This is a genomic window from Brevibacterium sediminis (genome assembly GCF_024895295.1).
Lineage (GTDB): Bacteria > Actinomycetota > Actinomycetes > Actinomycetales > Brevibacteriaceae > Brevibacterium > Brevibacterium sediminis.
The window spans coordinates 166182-181135 of record NZ_JAHQRN010000003.1; the positions used below are offsets into that span (position 1 = coordinate 166182).

Genomic DNA, 14954 nt, shown 5'->3' on the forward strand with positions numbered 1-14954 from the left:
TGAGGATCGGAATGACACCGATCACAGGAGATATGACCATGACCGACTTCTTCGACCGCGAGAACGACCGCAAGTACGACAGGGCCTACAAGGAAACCACTCCCGACATCCTCAAGGCCTTCGGCGAGTTCAACAACGCCGTCTTCGCTTCCGAAGGTCGTGAAATCCCGCTGAAGTACCGTGAGCTCATCGCCTACGCCGTCGGCTTGACCACCCAGTGTGCCTACTGCATCGATGCGCATTCGAATGCCGCCGTCAAGGCCGGCGCCACGGAGACCGAACTGGCAGAGACTGCCTGGACTGCCTCGGCTCTTCGTGCCGGTGGAGCCTATGCCCACGGTCGTTTGGGCTTCAAGCTCACCGGGGTCCACGAGCACTGAGTTCGCCCCGGGTCGAGTCCCGATTGCCTAGACTGAGAGGCGATCATGAGTGACGAGCCCCGCACCCTTCCGCGCAGAACAACCCGTTCCCGCCCGCACCGCATCCTCGTGCTGGCACTGGACGGGGTGTCTGCCATGGATCTCGGCGTCCCCGTCCAGGTCTTCGGCCGGGAGTCGAACGCAGCCACAGACCGCACCCGCGCCGAGGCGGCCCCGCGCTCCCAGCCGAATCCGAGCGGTGAGGCGGCTTCCGCTGTGCCCGGCGGACGGCCGACGACCGTGCCCGCAGGCAACTGGCCCTATGAAGTCGAGGTCTGTGGCATCACCGCAGGAAAGGTGACCGGTTCGGACGGGCTCGACTATTCCGTCGACCAGGGACTTCACGCCCTGGAGGCCGCGGACACGATCATCCTGCCGGGTGCCACCTCGGCGGTGGCAGAAGAACCTCCGGCCTCGGTCATCGGGGCGCTGCTCTCGGCATTCGAACGCGGCGCGCGGATCGCTGCCATCTCCACCGGCACCTTCGTCCTCGCGCGCACGGGGCTGCTCGTCGGGCGACGCGCCACCACGCACTGGTCGACGGCGAAGGAGCTCGCCCGACGGTTCCCCTCGATCAAGGTCGACGAAAACGTCCTCTTCATCGACGAAGGGCAGCTGCTGACCTCCGCCGGAGCCGCCTCGGCGATCGATCTGTGCCTCCATCTCATCCGCAGCGATCACGGCGTCGGACTGTCCAATCAGGTCGCCCGGCGGCTCGTCGCCGCCGCCTATCGCAGCGCCGGCCAGGCGCAGTACGTGCCGCGCAGCGTGCCTGACCCGCTCGGCGACGACTTCGCCGACACCCGCGAATGGGCGCTTCAGCACATCGGCGAGAAGATCACCCTGCGGGATCTCGCCGCCAATGCCGGAGTCTCCGTGCGCACCTTCTCCCGCCGTTTCGTCGAAGACACCGGCTACACACCCATGCAGTGGGTTCTCAGAGCCCGAGTCGATGTCGCCCGGGAGCTCTTGGAGAACTCCGACCTGGGCATCGAGCAGATCGCTGACCAGGTGGGACTCGGAACGGGTGCGAATCTGCGGATGCACTTTCAGCGCATCCTCTCGACCTCCCCGAACGACTACCGTCACTCCTTCCAGGGCTGAAAGCGGGCGCTCGCCAGGGCGAGGATCTGACACTTCCGGGCCGAGCTGGAGCATTTTTCGGCACATTTCAGGGGCCAAGATCACACGAAGACAACGCTGGCCAGAAACTTTCGACCTTTGGCAATACGACTGGCGAGAACCTTGCGTAGATTGTCTGTCTAGCCACTGTTGACGTTTGTGGAAATCGCCCATGATGGAGATATCAAGACGAATCCCGTGTTCAACATCTACAAGGAGTGACATTGACTCGCATCGCCATCAATGGTTTCGGTCGCATCGGACGCAGCACCCTGCGCGCGCTGATCGAGCGCGGCAGCGAGCTCGAGGTCGTGGCCATCAACGACCTGGGCCCCGTGGACGATCTCGCTCGGCTGCTGAAGTTCGACACCACCCTCGGGCGCTTCAACCATGACGTCGAGGCCACGGATGATGAGATCGTCATCGACGGCAAGGCCATCAAGGTCTTCGCCGAGAAGGATCCGGCCAAACTGCCCTGGGGTGAGCTCGGCATCGACATCGCGCTCGAATCGACCGGCCGCTTCACCAAGGCCGAAAAGGCCAGCGCCCACATCACCGCCGGCGCGAAGAAGGTCCTCGTCTCCGCTCCCTCGAAGGGTGCCGACGTCACCCTCGCCTACGGAGTGAACAACGAGGCGTACAAGCCCGAGCACACCGTCATCTCCAACGCCTCCTGCACGACGAACGCCCTGGCCCCGCTGGCCAAGGTCCTCGACGACCTCGCCGGAATCGAGCAGGGCTTCATGACCACCGTCCACGCCTACACGGGTGACCAGATGGTCCAGGACGGCCCGCACAAGGATCCCCGCCGTGCCCGCGCCGCCGCCGAGAACATGATCCCCACCTCGACGGGTGCGGCCAAGGCAATCGGCCTCGTCCTCCCGCAGCTCGACGGCAAGCTGTCCGGCGATGCCATCCGCGTGCCGGTCCCGGTCGGATCGATCGTCGAGATCAACACGACCGTCTCCCGTGAGGTCACCCGCGACGAGGTGCTCGACGCCTACAAGAGGGCCGCCGAGGGTGAGCTCAAGGGCATCCTCGACTATGAGACCGAGCCCGTCGTCTCCTCCGATATCGTCGGTCAGCCCGCTTCGTCGATCTTCGACTCCGCACTCACCCGCGTCGTCGGCAGCCACGTCAAGGTCGTTGCCTGGTATGACAACGAGTGGGGCTTCTCCAATCGTGTCGTCGACAACCTCGAGTTCATCAGCAAGAACTGACGTTCTCCGCTGATACTCGCCTGATCTTCATCGGCGATATCCGCCGGTGACTTCGAACGTCGCCGAGGTGGTTGCTCGGCGCCGACGGATGCACCTGTGGCCTCGAATCCGCTCCGCGCGGATTCGAGGCCACAGTCGTCGCAACGGAATTCCCGGAAGTCACAAGGGGACTCCCTGGCAGGGCTTCGCCTCACCGAGGAGGCCCTGCGTCTGCGCGCGGCGCTCAGACGTCGTCGGCGCCGGGGGTGCCGCCTTCGTCTTCCCAGCGTTCGATGGCGCGGACCTTTGCGCGGCTGAACTTCAGGCGGATGCCGTAGCCGCCTTCCTTGCCGTCGGGAATGAACCGCGCGCCGTACTGTTCGAGGGCGAGGATGAGTCGACGCTCCTGCTCGGCGGTCAGGTCCGCTGTCCCCTTTTCGTAGTCCTTGAGTTCGGACTTGTCGATCTCAGCTTTGTCTGCCACGTGCTTGGCCGAGACCTGGCAGAGGATCCGCGTTGCGCGTGCCAGGGGACCGTCGATGATGATCTCTTCTGTGCTCATGGCTCCACTTTGCCAGAGGCCATGATGGCTGCCAAGGACGGGCGACCGGCCTCTTGGCCTGATTCGCCGCCGGCGGCGAATTGGGATCGCTGCGCACATCTCAGCCCGGTGCAGTGTGTAGAAGCAGGTGAAACTGCGGACCAATGGTGTTCTATTCATTCCCGAGCAAGTCATGTCAGTGCCGCGGTCTAATGTTCTGTCCACGCATCCGACATCGGAGTCGGAGGTGACGCGTCGCAGGGTGCGGCGCACGACGGAAGGTCAGAACAATGATGATCACGACCAACAGCGTCGCTCGTTTGGCGCAGAGGTGCGGAGAGTTCCTCGGCGACTTCGGCCAGACGATGACACCGAGCTACCCGGCGAGCCTCGCGCTGTGCATCCTCGACGCAATCTATTCGACGGGCTCCCACCCGACGGCGGTGGATAAAGTCGTCGCCCGGTACATCGCCCAGCACGGAGACACCCATGGAGCGAAGTCGCTGCGCTACTCGATCGCCGCCGCAGGTGGGGCACGTCCGTGGGCTGAGTTCGAGGCGTGCAACCTCAAACCGGCCAGCACCCGCCCGGGAGCGGTGCTCAAGGCCGAGGTCGTCGACGACGCCACCCGAGTCATGGCCGACTATGGGATCGATGATGTCGGTGATCTGCTTGAAGCGGTCGGCGAGGGAGTCGGCAACGATGCGTTCTACAACGACGTCTCGAAGGCCTGGCGAGCTCTGCCCAGCCAGAGCTCGGGCATCACGTGGCTCCACCTGCTGATGCTCGCCGGGTGCCCTCAGTTCGAGGTCGACGACAAGGTGGTCGGATACCTCGCCGAGGTGGCCGACCCCGAAGCCGATCTCACCGTCGACTACGTGCACGATGAGATCCACGCAGTCGCCCGCGTGCTCGACACCGAGGTGTCAGCCGTCCGAAGGATCGTCTGGCAGGCTTCGCACGGCCGTATCCTCTCACTGTTCAAGGACGAGGACCTTCTGCCGGCTGACGGTCCGATCGAGGGTCCTGAGACGTCCAGTTCGGTCTGGGAGTTCAGCCCGGAACCGGTGGCGGGCAGGCCCTTCTGAACCGTGTCGAGCAGTGCGCTCGGCTCAGCGACCCGCGTTGCGCCGGTGCTGTGCGGCCAGCCGCACCGGCGCGTTCGGGGCGCCGTATCCCTGGTAGTCATTGCGGCGTTCGACCATCTCGAAGAACACCGATCCGATCGTCGAGGTGTAGAAATGGAGGAACTCGCCGCTGCCGTCGCGGTCGTAGAGGATGTTGTTCGCCCGCAGCCGTTCGAGCAGATCGGGGGCGAGATCGAAACGAGCCTCGAGATCCTCGTAGTAGTTCTCGGGAACAGGCAGGAAGTCCAACCCTCGTGAGACCGCGGTCTCTGCGGCCGTGAAGATGTCATCGCAGGCGAGAGCGACGTGCTCGGGGTAGCCACCGGTCGTCGAAGTTTCGGCAGAACGCGGCGCGAGGTTGAGCGGCATGCGGATCGCCCCGTCGGAGCTTGCCATCACCTGCGACCGGACGAGACCTGAGGGGCTGGGCACATCGTTCGAGACCTGAGCGTGGAGCGCGAGAAGAGAGGTGTAGAAGAGCACCGCTTCGTCATAGTGGTGGGCCGGCTGTGCGAGGTTGACGTGGTCGATGGCCGAGCGGCGATCGTCGGGGACGTTGCCGAACTCCTCGGTCCACGTGGGGTCGATGCCGGTTCCGTTGCCGAAGAATACCTCGGACCCGTCGGGAGCGAAGACGCCGCGCAGGATCTCCTCGTCATGGGCCTGGTCGCGGGGGACCTCGGTCGCCTGGAGCAGAATCGCCCGATTGATCGCGGCGTCGGCATCGGCCACGGCGAAGCCGATGCCGTGCAGATGGGTTCCCGATCCGGTGGGTGCGCCAGAGGGCTCGGATTCCACGGGGTCGACACCAGCGGATTCGGTGACGACGATGCGTGCCTGTCCGCGACGCCACAGCTGGACGTGCGGCTTCGTGCGGTGGAATCCGACGAAGCGGAATCCGAGCTGGTGGATCTGCCGGGTCAGTGCCCCGAGGTCGTCGGTGCCGAGCTCGACGTAGTCGACGCCGCGAGGTTCGGCGACCTCGGGCAGTCGCTGCAGGTCGAGACGCACTCGTCCCTCACCGGCGGCTGCAGGAGTGCCGCTGGCCGAACCCGGGTCATTGTCCTCAGACACCTGATCCGCGGTCGCCGCCTCGAGCCACCGCAGGGAACGCAGTCCGTCGACGGCGGTGCGCTGGGTGTCGGCCTGTCGGAAGGAGTCGTTGAAGACTTCGAGTGACACCGGTCCGGCATAACCGGTCCCGGCGACGCGAGCGAGGAAGTCGGTGAGGTCCCACGAGCCTTCGCCGGGGAAGACTCGGTGGTGACGGGACCAGCTGAGCACGTCCATCGACAGGGCCGGAGCGTCGGCGAGCTGGAGGAAGAAGATCTTCTCGCCCGGGATCTCGGCGATGCGTGACAGGTCCGTACCGCGGGAGAGGATGTGGAAGCTGTCGAGGCAGGTGCCGATGCGCGGATGGTCGGCGGCCTTGACGAGGTCCCAGGCGCGATCGTATTCGGAGACGAATCGACCCCAGGCCAGCGCCTCGTAGGCGACATTGATGCCGTATCTCTCTGCCAGATCGCCGAGGCGGCGCAGCTGATCGACGACGACCTCATCGTTGTCGACGGTTGCGGTGGCGACGTTCGAGCACAGCAGGATCGTGGTCATGCCCATTCGCTTCATCAGCTGGAACTTGGCCTCGGCCCGGGCCAGATTGGCGGCGAACTGCTCCTCCTCGACTCCTTCGAAATCGCGGAAGGGCTGATAGAGGTCAAGACTCAGTCCGAGCTCTGCGGCCAGTTCGGCAATCTTCTCGGGCGAGTTGGGCGAGACGATGAGATCCTGTTCGAAGATCTCGACCCCGTCGAATCCTGCCGTTGCGGCAGCCTGCAGCTTCTCCTCGAGCGTGCCCGACAGGCACACCGTGGCAATCGAAGTTCTCATCGTGACCTTTCCTCATGGACGACATCGATCTCTTCCAGGCTCAGTCCCTTCGTCTCCTTCGCCGTCATGGCGACCAGGCCGACGACGATGCAGACGCCCGCGGTGAACGCGGCGACCGAGACCCAATTCTCTCCTCCGGCGCCGGCGACAGCGGAAGCGAGGACCGGAGCCAGACCGCCGGAGACCGCGAATCCGACCTGTGTGCCCAGTGCCAGACCTGTCACTCGTGCCGTCGTCGGGAACATCTCGGCGTAGAACGAGGGCCAGATGGAATTGGCCAGCGAGTACGCACAGCCGGACATGATGGCGCCGAAGACGAAGATGAGCGGCCAGTTCCCGGCCGAGACCGCACCCAGGTACGGGAACATCATCAGACCCGAGCCGACGGCACCGGTGATGAAGACCGGCTTCCGGCCGAATCGGTCGGAGAGCAGTGCGGCCGCCGGGATCGCGAAGAGGGCGACACCGTTGGCGATGACCGAGACAAGCAGCATGGTCGAACGCTCGAGGCCGACGATCGACGTGGCGAACGACAGCGACCAGACGGTGAAGACCATATTCACGGTGTTGACCATGGCGCACACGGCCACGCGGACGACCGCGGCCTTGTGCCACCGGAAGACCTGCATGAGCGGTGGGTTCTCAACCCGCGACTCCTTGAATGCCGGCGGCTCCTCGAGCCCGCGACGGATGAGCCAGGCTGTGAGCACGACGAGTGCCGACAGCCAGAACGGTACACGCCAACCCCAGCTGAAGAGTGCTTCGTCAGGCAGGAAGGCAGTGAAGGGAATGAACACGGCTGTGGCCAGCAGGGTGCCGGCCTGAGTGCCGTGCAAGGTCCAGCTCGTCGTCCACGACCGTTTCTCCTCGTCCGAATGTTCGAGGGAGACTGAGATTGCGCTCGCCTGTTCACCCGAAGCCGACAGGCCCTGGATGATGCGGCAGAGCACGAGCAGGATCGGAGCGAGGATTCCGACCTGGTCATAGGTCGGCAGGCAGCCGACGACGAAGGTCGACACGCCCATCATGAACAGAGTGAGCATGAGGACGAACTTGCGACCGAAGCGGTCACCGAGCGGTCCCATGATGAGCGCACCCAGCGGACGCACGACATAGGCGACCCCGACCGTACCCATCGCCAGCAGAATGGCGATCCCCGGTGCGGTGGTCTCGGGGAAGAACAGAGTGTTGAGCACCAGCGCCGCCGCGGTCCCGTAGACCGCGAAGTCGTAGTACTCCAGGGCCGAACCCGTCCAACTCGACAAGGCCGCGCGCAGCGGTGTCTTCTTCGTGGGGCGAGCTTCCTCGATCGCGTTGCTCATGCTTCCTCGCATTTCTCACTCTCAGGACTTATCGACGGCCTCGGCGCTGTCGAGCGTTCATCGGACCGATACTGCATTGCCATAGTGTGGCAATAATTGTTACATTGTGGTTTACAGTGTGATTGAGATGACATAGCCTGTCAACGTGGAACGAGGGAATTCTGCTTTCCGGACTCACGAACCACCTGCACATACTGCCCCAGCACCACCGAACTGCCACAGCAACGCAAGGAGGCGAAGCATGCCGCCCAAGGGCTCGAACTCGGTGACGAAGACCTTCGAGATGCTCGAACTCCTCGGCGAATCACCCGAGGGGATCAGCGCCGCCCAGGCCGCCGAGACGACCGGCTATCCCTTCTCGACCGCCTACCGCCTCCTCGGCGGGCTCGTCGAATCCGGGTATGCCAGCTTTGATGCGCGCACGAAGATCTACACCCTCGGGATGGAGGTCTTCCGCCTCGCGCAGAAGGTCGCGCACCGGCAGGGGCTGTCCGGAGCGACGAAGGATCTGCTGCAGGAACTGACGAAGTCCACCGGCGAATCGAGTATCCTCGCCGTCCGTCGCGGCAATGCCGCACTGACTGTGCTCACCGTCGACGGCCCGCAGTTCCGCACGACCACCGACCCCGGCGACGAATCTCCGCTGCATACCTCGGCGATCGGTCAGGCTCTGCTCGCCCATGATCCACAGGCCGACGCCACCGTCGACGCGCTCGACCTCGTCGCTCGCACCCCGAACTCGATCACCGATACGGCGAAGATGCGCACACGTCTCGAACAGATACGCGCCGACGGCTGGGCGGGACAGTCCGAAGAGAACGACATCGGCATGAATGCCCTGGCCGTGCCCGTCTTTGACCTCGACGGCACCTTGCTGGCCTCGCTCGCGCTCGCCGCTCCGGTCTTCCGCCGCAGCCTCGACGAGCTCATCGAATTCGTCCCCCGACTGAACGAAACCGCGGCATTGATCGCCGCCCGATTCCCGAGGTGACCATGCCCGAAATCCTCGTCCTCAACGGACCCAATCTCAACCTCCTCGGGGAGCGCGAACCGGAGATCTACGGCCGCACCACCTTGGCCGATATCGAGGCCATGTGTGCCGACACCGCCGCCGAGGCGGGGCTGAGCGTTCGCTGCATCCAGAGCAACCATGAGGGTGGGCTCATCGATGCCGTCCATGCAGCCCGGCGCTCCACGGTCGGTGCGATCATCAACGCCGGAGCGTACACGCACACTTCCCTGGCCCTGCACGATGCGCTGAAATCCTATGACCACCCGATCATCGAGGTGCACCTGAGCAACCCGCATGCGCGGGAAGCTGTGCGCCACCACTCCTACCTCTCGCCCGTGGCCGCCGCCGTCATCGCCGGAGCCGGCGCGAAGGGCTACGTCCACGCGGTCGAGATCCTTATCGACCACCTCACGAACGCGAAAGCGAGACTATGACCTCATCCCTCCTCCTCGGCCTCATCGGCGATGGCATCTCCGCCTCCCGCACCCCGCGGATGCACGAGAACGAAGGTGCCGCGCACTCCATCCCCACGATCTACCGCACCATCGACATCAGCAGCCCCCACCTCGCCGAGGCGACACTGACGGAGCTGCTCACCGCGGCGATCCGCCTCGGCTTCGACGGGCTCAACATCACCCATCCGTTCAAGCAGCAGGTCATCGGCCTCCTCGATGAGGTCGATCCCGTGGCCGCGCGCATCAATTCGGTCAACACCGTCGTCATCGACAGCACCGGACGGACGACGGGATACAACACCGATGTCACCGGTTTCGCTGCCGGATTCCGTGCCGGACTGCACGGCGCCGCCACCGAGGCGGTCGTGCAGATCGGTGCGGGCGGAGCCGGCCGTGCGGTCGGGTTCGCCCTTGCGGAACTCGGAATCGGCGACCTCATCATCGCCGACACCGATGTGCAGCGTGCCGAAGGACTCGCCACGGACATCGTAGAAACGTCATCGGTCGGAACTCGGGCGCGAGCGATCGGGCTCGATGAGCTGGAAGGGGCGGCCGCCTCGGCGCAGGGGATCGTCAACGCCACCCCGGTGGGGATGAAGGCGTACCCGGGAACTCCGGTCGACACTTCCGTGTTCGGGTCGGATACCTGGGTGGCCGACGTCGTGTACTTCCCACTCGAGACGCAGCTGCTCGCCGAAGCCAGAGCGAAGGGCTGCCGCACGCTCGACGGATCGGGGATGGCGGTCAATCAGGCCATCGACGCGTTCGAACTCTTCAGCGGCCAGAAGGCCGACCCGCAGCGCATGCGTGAGACCTTCCTGTCCTTCGGTTCCTGATCCGAGACACCTGACCAGGATCCGAAGCGGCTCCCGGTTCGGCGGGAATGGTCAGTTCTCGGAGGTGCCGCCTGCGGCTTCGGCCTTCTTCTGCTTGCGGTATTCCTTGAAGAAGCTGATGGCGAAGATGCCGACGATCAGGGCCAGGGTCAGCCACAGGGCGTACTTGTCGATGACCTTGAGGATGTCGACCGCGGCTTCTCCGAGCTGGTAGCCCAGGATTGTCCAGATGAGCGTGAAGATGAGGCAGCCGAGGAGGTCGGCGACGAGGAACAGCGACAGGCGCATCCGCGTCCACCCAGCGACGAGGTAGACGAGGGTGCCCGGTATTCCCGGGCAGCGCGAGATCAGCGTCATGAGGAACAGCGCCCAGTTCGGGATCTTCTTCAGCTGGTTGATGCGTTTGAGCTGGCGTTCGTTCTGTGCGAAGAGCCGCAGCACACCGTCGCCCCACCGGCGCCCGGCCAGCCAGAACGCCCAATCGAGTTTGGCCATGCCGACGAAACCGGCGACGATGACCAGCCACAGCGGGATCTCACCGACGCGGGCATAGGCGGCGGCAGCGACGATCGAGGTCTTCGCGCCGTTGATGAATTCCTGGACGACCGGGGCATTGACGAGCATCCACGGTCGCAGCGGCATGAGGCCGAGGTAGATGAGCGGGACGCCGATGATGATGAACAGCAGCAGCTTGTCGAGGCCTTGGGCCTTGCCCTGCCAGGGTTTGATCGCCGCCCACGGATTCTCCTTGGACTCGGCTTCGGAGCTGACATCCGGCTCGGGGGACTCGGGCATCGGCGATGAGGAGTCTGCGGATACGGGCTCAGCCTGGTCGCGGTCCGCGCGATCGTCGCTCATCGGTGGGCTCCTGCGGGTCGTCGTGGCGGTCGGCGCTTACGGTATCACAGGCGCCCGAACACTCCACCTAAGAAGACTCTCATCGCCTCCGGCTCGACTTTGCGGCAGGCCTTGGGCAATGTGGACGGTATGGGTGGACGATCGAAGATCATCGGCTGGATTGTGGCCGGTCTCGTTGTCATGCTCGCACTGCTGACCGTGCTCATCGTTCGCAACACCACCCAAGCGGACCCGCCGGATCTCAGCCCGGTGGAAGTCACCCCCGAACCGACGGAGACCTCCAAGACGTCAGATGCAGACGCCGACAGCTCTGCCGACGAAGACTCGACTGGTGCCTCCGACACCGGCGCCTCCGACACCGGTGCCTCCGCTGCCGAGGACTCAGATGCCGCGGACTCCGGAGGCGAGGATTCGCGAGAACCTGATGAGATCGAGCACTCCTACGAACCGGTGCCCAACCCGCCTCGTGAAGTCCCCGACGACGATGATGACGGGGACGACGACGGTGACGATGATGACCGGGACGACGACGATGACGATGACGGGGACGACGATGACGACTGAACGGCGCGTCGGGCTGACCGTTCAGAACCGGTTGACCATCACCGTTGCCGCACTGTCCGTGCTCACCCTCTCCATCGTCGGCCTCATCCTCTACACCGTGGAGTCGAACAACGTCTCCAGCCGGACCACCGCCTCGATGTCCCAAGAGGTCGACGAGATGCGGACGTTCTCCGAGAACGGGATCGATCCGCAGACCGGCAGACCATTCGCCTCCGTCGATGAGATCCTCAGCAATTTCCTCGCCCAGAACAGGCCGGACGAGGACGAGGTGCTGTTCGCGTTCCTCACCGACGGCCGCGTGCTCTATCAGGGTGAACCGAAGGACCTCCTCGGCAGGTCGAGCGACTTCGAGAAAGCCGTAGCCGGGGCGGCCGAGAAAGGCGGGGAGATCCGCCTGACCGTCGGTGACGTCGAATACGAAGGCTTCGTCCTGCCCATCGCCGGCACCGAGGCGGGAGCGGGCACGGCCACGGACACCCAGACCGCGCCCACCGATTCGACGTCCCGGACGAAGGGCGTCGGCGAGGTGGCGGGCGGAGCGGCCGCGACGAACGGGGCGGGAGCCTTCGTCGTCGTCCACAACGTCTCGGCCAGCCATGCCGACCTCGTGCAGATCATGCAGATCTATGTCGTCGTCGCGCTCGCCGCCACTCTGCTCATCGCCGGACTCTCCTCACTTCTGGCGCGCCGGCTGCTGTCACCGGTGACCGAGCTGAGGCAGACCGCGCAGTCGATCTCCGGCGGTGATCTCAGCAGTCGTCTGGAGACGAAGGGCCATGACGACATTGCCGAACTCGGGCACACCTTCAACGAGATGCTCGATCGCCTCGAGGCGGCTTTCGAAGCTCAGCGGCGCTTCCTCGACGACGTCGGGCACGAGCTGCGCACGCCACTGACCATCCTCGGCGGTCACCTCGAGACGATGAATGCAGAGGACGTCGGCGATGTGGAGGAGACCCGGGCGATGCTGCTCGATGAGACGGATCGGATGGGTCGCCTCGTCGAGGAGCTGCTCCTGCTGGCTCGTGCCCGCCGCCCTGATTTCGTGCGTTTCGCCGAGGTGGACCTCAGCGGGGTCGTGTCCGATTCCCTGGCGAAGGCCAAAGGACTGGGCCACCGGGAATGGGGCCTCGAGGCGCCCGAATCGCTGAGTTTCCGCGGGGATCGACAGCGCCTGACGCAGGCGCTTCTGCAGCTGGCGTCCAATGCCGTCGAGCACACCGAGGACGGTCAGAAGATCGTCTTCGGTGCCCGGGACGACTCCGAATCCGTGCACATCTGGGTCCGCGACGAAGGCAAAGGGGTGCCCGACGAGATCGCTGATGACATCTTCGACCGTTTCTGCCGTGGGTCGACCGACGGAGCCGGGTTCGGGTTGGGCCTGTCGATCATCTCCGCCATCGCCGAGGCGCACGGAGGCACGGTCGTGCTCGACCGGACCGCCATCGGTGCACAGTTCCGCATGATCCTGCCGAAAGGACAGAAGTGAAGAGCATTCTCGTGATCGAGGACGAGGCGCGGATCTCCGCCTTCATCTCGAAGGGCCTGACCGCCGCCGGGTTCAGTCCGCAGACCGCCGCCGACGGCCTCACCGGGCGAGACCTGGCAATGACGGGCGACTTCGCGCTCGTCATCCTCGACATCGGTCTGCCCGTCCTCGACGGTTTCACCGTGCTCGGGCAGCTGCGTGAACGGCGACCCGAACTGCCGGTGCTCGTGCTCACCGCCCGGGACAACCCGGACGACACGATCTACGCTCTCGAGTCCGGGGCGGTCGACTATATGATCAAGCCCTTCCGATTCGCGGAGCTGCTGGCTCGCGTTCGTCTGCGGCTCAAGGAGAGCCCGCAGGAGCAGGAGGTCACGGAGCTCATTCGCGATGAGGTGCGCATCGATCTGCTCAAGAGGCAGGTGTGGGTCAGAGACCGTCTCGTCGACCTCTCGGCTCGGGAACTGTCCCTGGCCGAGATCCTGCTGCGCAACAGAGGCAACGTCCTCTCCCGCGAACAGCTGCTCTCCCATGTGTGGGGATTCGACTTCGACCCCGGCTCGAACGTCGTCGACGTCTACATAGGGTACCTGCGCAAGAAGCTCGGCTCTGATTTCGTCACCACGGTGCGCGGCTTCGGATACCGCGTGGACTGAACCTAAGATCTTTCTCATCCGCGTCTTAATCTCATCTTAATCACAGCCGACAAGCTGAGATGTATGAGACGACGATTGAGAATCGCACTGTTCTCCCACGACTCGCTGGGACTGGGCCACATCCGCCGCAACAGGGCGCTGGCCTTCGCTCTGGCCCGAGACCTGCCGGCACTGACCGGCCGGGAGGTCTCCGGTCTGCTCATCGCCAGCAGTCCTGAGGCCACGCGATTCGACCTGCCGGATGGGTGGGACTGGGTGATCCTGCCCGGAGTCACCCCCGCCCCCGGCGGTTACGTCCCACGGGCACTCGCCTCCTCGATGCAGGGCCTGCGGGCACTGCGAGCGGCGGCGATCTCGGCGATCCTCGACCAGCAGCGACCTGAGCTCTTCATCGTCGACCGGCACCCCTTCGGCATCGGCGGCGAGCTCGCCGACGCCATCGACCAGGTCCGCGATTACGGCTGCCGTACGGTCCTCGGGCTGCGCGAAGTCCTCGACACCCCGTCCGTCATCGCTGCCGAATGGGAGAAGGTCGGAGGGCCCGCACGTGTGGCCGAATCCTTCGACGAAGTTTGGATCTACGGTGACCCGGACGTCTACGATCCCCGGTCCACCGGGGAAGTGCCAGCTCCGCTTGCGGCCAAGGCCGTGACCATCGGCTACCTGTCACAGGACCGCCCCGATGACGGCGGTGTTCTGCCGGCAGGCACCGTGGCTGCGGGTGTCGGGACGGCAGACATCGAGACGGCAGGGGGCGGGGCAGAGAGTTTCGTCCTCACCTGCCTCGGCGGAGGCTCCGATGGAGGCAGCCTCGCCTCGATCGCTGTGGACGCCGAACCGCCCGATGGCCACCGTCACCTCGTCGTCACCGGTCCGCAGATGGACACCGAGGAGTTCGAACGACTGCGTGCCCGTGCCGGTGCGGCCACCACAGTCATCCGTCACTGCGACGACATCCCAGGACTCGTCGCCGCTGCCGACGCTGTCGTGTGCATGGGCGGCTACAACACTCTGGCCGAAATCTTGGCCACCGATACCCCCGCGCTCGTCGTCCCCCGCAAGGGGCACCGGGCCGAGCAGCCCAGGCGGGCATTCGCCCTCGCCGCGGCCGGAGCGGTCGACGCTCTGACGATCGACAACCTCGACGCCGATGTTCTCAGCGAATGGTTCGCCGGCCGGGTCGGGCGACCCATAGACCGCTCCCATATCGATCTCACCGGATTGATCACCGTTCCCCGCCTGGCAGCCGAACTCATCGCTGATGCCCGCGCCGAGGCAACGGCACTCGGATCCGAAACCGCACCGACGCCGACAACCGCACCGGCGACAACCGCACCGGCGACAACATCGGCGACGGCGACCGCGGCCGCCGACACAGCACCGTCCGCCCGTCTGCCCATCACCCTGGAGGAGACCAGCCATGCTGTCTGAACAGACACCAAACCTTTCAACACCGGCACCGCGTCC

15 protein-coding genes are annotated in these 14954 nt (G+C 65.1%); 11 read left to right on the forward strand and 4 right to left on the reverse strand.

The features are described 5' to 3' along the window. The first annotated feature begins 11 nt into the window (after positions 1-11). The 3 genes from KTJ89_RS08075 (at position 12) to gap (ending at position 2761) form a co-directional block, all read left to right on the forward strand. Entirely contained in the window at positions 12-380 is a 369-nt protein-coding gene (locus KTJ89_RS08075; protein WP_229663963.1) for a carboxymuconolactone decarboxylase family protein, read from the forward strand. A gap of 45 nt (positions 381-425) precedes the next feature. Next, positions 426-1523, forward strand: coding sequence for a GlxA family transcriptional regulator (locus tag KTJ89_RS08080; RefSeq protein ID WP_259357340.1), 1098 nt, complete (start codon positions 426-428; stop codon positions 1521-1523). A gap of 242 nt (positions 1524-1765) precedes the next feature. Continuing rightward, positions 1766-2761, forward strand: coding sequence for a type I glyceraldehyde-3-phosphate dehydrogenase (gene gap, locus KTJ89_RS08085; RefSeq protein WP_259357341.1), 996 nt, complete (start codon positions 1766-1768; stop codon positions 2759-2761). A 223-nt stretch (positions 2762-2984) separates the two neighbouring features. On the opposite strand, the gene KTJ89_RS08090 is transcribed toward gap, so the two are convergent. Continuing rightward, positions 2985-3302: a transcriptional regulator gene (locus KTJ89_RS08090; protein WP_092010600.1), complete on the reverse strand. Its 318-nt coding sequence runs from the start codon at positions 3300-3302 to the stop codon at positions 2985-2987. Between the two features lie 269 nt (positions 3303-3571). On the opposite strand from KTJ89_RS08090, the gene KTJ89_RS08095 reads away from it, so the two are divergent. Then, positions 3572-4369 (forward strand): DUF8548 family protein, encoded by a 798-nt coding sequence (locus KTJ89_RS08095; protein ID WP_259357342.1) that lies wholly within the window; start codon positions 3572-3574, stop codon positions 4367-4369. Positions 4370-4393: 24 nt separating this feature from the next. On the opposite strand, the gene KTJ89_RS08100 is transcribed toward KTJ89_RS08095, so the two are convergent. Together KTJ89_RS08100 and KTJ89_RS08105 are read right to left on the reverse strand one after the other, a co-directional pair. Continuing rightward, positions 4394-6295, reverse strand: coding sequence for a bifunctional sugar phosphate isomerase/epimerase/4-hydroxyphenylpyruvate dioxygenase family protein (locus KTJ89_RS08100; RefSeq protein WP_259357343.1), 1902 nt, complete (start codon positions 6293-6295; stop codon positions 4394-4396). Further along, positions 6292-7617, reverse strand: a complete 1326-nt coding sequence (locus tag KTJ89_RS08105; protein WP_259357344.1) for an MFS transporter — start codon at positions 7615-7617, stop codon at positions 6292-6294. Before KTJ89_RS08105 ends, KTJ89_RS08100 begins: the two co-directional genes overlap by 4 nt. Before the next feature lie 241 nt (positions 7618-7858). Here KTJ89_RS08105 and KTJ89_RS08110 point away from each other — a divergent pair, with 241 nt between their 5' ends. The 3 genes from KTJ89_RS08110 to KTJ89_RS08120 are packed head-to-tail and all read left to right on the forward strand — an operon-like array spanning position 7859 to position 9920. Next, entirely contained in the window at positions 7859-8608 is a 750-nt protein-coding gene (locus KTJ89_RS08110; RefSeq protein WP_139467997.1) for an IclR family transcriptional regulator, read from the forward strand. A 2-nt stretch (positions 8609-8610) separates the two neighbouring features. Beyond that, a complete protein-coding gene (aroQ, locus tag KTJ89_RS08115; protein WP_139467998.1) occupies positions 8611-9063 on the forward strand; it encodes a type II 3-dehydroquinate dehydratase in 453 nt (150 codons plus the stop codon). Continuing rightward, positions 9060-9920, forward strand: a complete 861-nt coding sequence (locus KTJ89_RS08120; protein WP_259357345.1) for a shikimate dehydrogenase — start codon at positions 9060-9062, stop codon at positions 9918-9920. The genes aroQ and KTJ89_RS08120 overlap by 4 nt, the downstream gene beginning before the upstream one ends. Positions 9921-9971: 51 nt before the next feature. Here the strand turns inward: KTJ89_RS08120 and KTJ89_RS08125 are convergent, their stop codons facing one another. Further along, on the reverse strand, positions 9972-10778 hold the full coding sequence (locus tag KTJ89_RS08125; RefSeq protein ID WP_259357346.1) for a DedA family protein: 807 nt from the start codon (positions 10776-10778) through the stop codon (positions 9972-9974). Between the two features lie 129 nt (positions 10779-10907). On the opposite strand from KTJ89_RS08125, the gene KTJ89_RS08130 reads away from it, so the two are divergent. The 4 genes from KTJ89_RS08130 (at position 10908) to KTJ89_RS08145 (ending at position 14918) form a co-directional block, all read left to right on the forward strand. After that, the gene (locus KTJ89_RS08130) at positions 10908-11342 is read left to right on the forward strand and encodes a hypothetical protein (RefSeq protein WP_259357347.1); all 435 of its coding nucleotides are present in this window, start codon (positions 10908-10910) and stop codon (positions 11340-11342) included. Next, complete coding sequence (locus KTJ89_RS08135; protein WP_259357602.1) at positions 11290-12831, forward strand: sensor histidine kinase; 1542 nt, start codon at positions 11290-11292, stop codon at positions 12829-12831. The genes KTJ89_RS08130 and KTJ89_RS08135 overlap by 53 nt, the downstream gene beginning before the upstream one ends. Next, complete coding sequence (locus KTJ89_RS08140; protein ID WP_139909133.1) at positions 12828-13487, forward strand: response regulator transcription factor; 660 nt, start codon at positions 12828-12830, stop codon at positions 13485-13487. Before KTJ89_RS08135 ends, KTJ89_RS08140 begins: the two co-directional genes overlap by 4 nt. Positions 13488-13562: 75 nt before the next feature. Beyond that, a complete protein-coding gene (locus tag KTJ89_RS08145) occupies positions 13563-14918 on the forward strand; it encodes a glycosyltransferase family protein (protein WP_259357348.1) in 1356 nt (451 codons plus the stop codon). The last annotated feature ends 36 nt before the right edge of the window (positions 14919-14954 follow it).

Coding starts and splice junctions, on each gene's coding strand:
- KTJ89_RS08095 (WP_259357342.1), top strand. CDS start 3,572: ATGATGATCACGACCAACAGCGTCGCTCGTTTGGCGCAGAGGTGCGGA.
- KTJ89_RS08130 (WP_259357347.1), top strand. CDS start 10,908: ATGGGTGGACGATCGAAGATCATCGGCTGGATTGTGGCCGGTCTCGTT.
- KTJ89_RS08120 (WP_259357345.1), top strand. CDS start 9,060: ATGACCTCATCCCTCCTCCTCGGCCTCATCGGCGATGGCATCTCCGCC.
- KTJ89_RS08105 (WP_259357344.1), bottom strand. CDS start 7,617: ATGAGCAACGCGATCGAGGAAGCTCGCCCCACGAAGAAGACACCGCTG.
- KTJ89_RS08090 (WP_092010600.1), bottom strand. CDS start 3,302: ATGAGCACAGAAGAGATCATCATCGACGGTCCCCTGGCACGCGCAACG.
- KTJ89_RS08110 (WP_139467997.1), top strand. CDS start 7,859: ATGCCGCCCAAGGGCTCGAACTCGGTGACGAAGACCTTCGAGATGCTC.
- aroQ (WP_139467998.1), top strand. CDS start 8,611: ATGCCCGAAATCCTCGTCCTCAACGGACCCAATCTCAACCTCCTCGGG.
- KTJ89_RS08135 (WP_259357602.1), top strand. CDS start 11,290: ATGATGACCGGGACGACGACGATGACGATGACGGGGACGACGATGACG.
- KTJ89_RS08080 (WP_259357340.1), top strand. CDS start 426: ATGAGTGACGAGCCCCGCACCCTTCCGCGCAGAACAACCCGTTCCCGC.
- KTJ89_RS08125 (WP_259357346.1), bottom strand. CDS start 10,778: ATGAGCGACGATCGCGCGGACCGCGACCAGGCTGAGCCCGTATCCGCA.
- KTJ89_RS08100 (WP_259357343.1), bottom strand. CDS start 6,295: ATGAGAACTTCGATTGCCACGGTGTGCCTGTCGGGCACGCTCGAGGAG.
- KTJ89_RS08075 (WP_229663963.1), top strand. CDS start 12: ATGACACCGATCACAGGAGATATGACCATGACCGACTTCTTCGACCGC.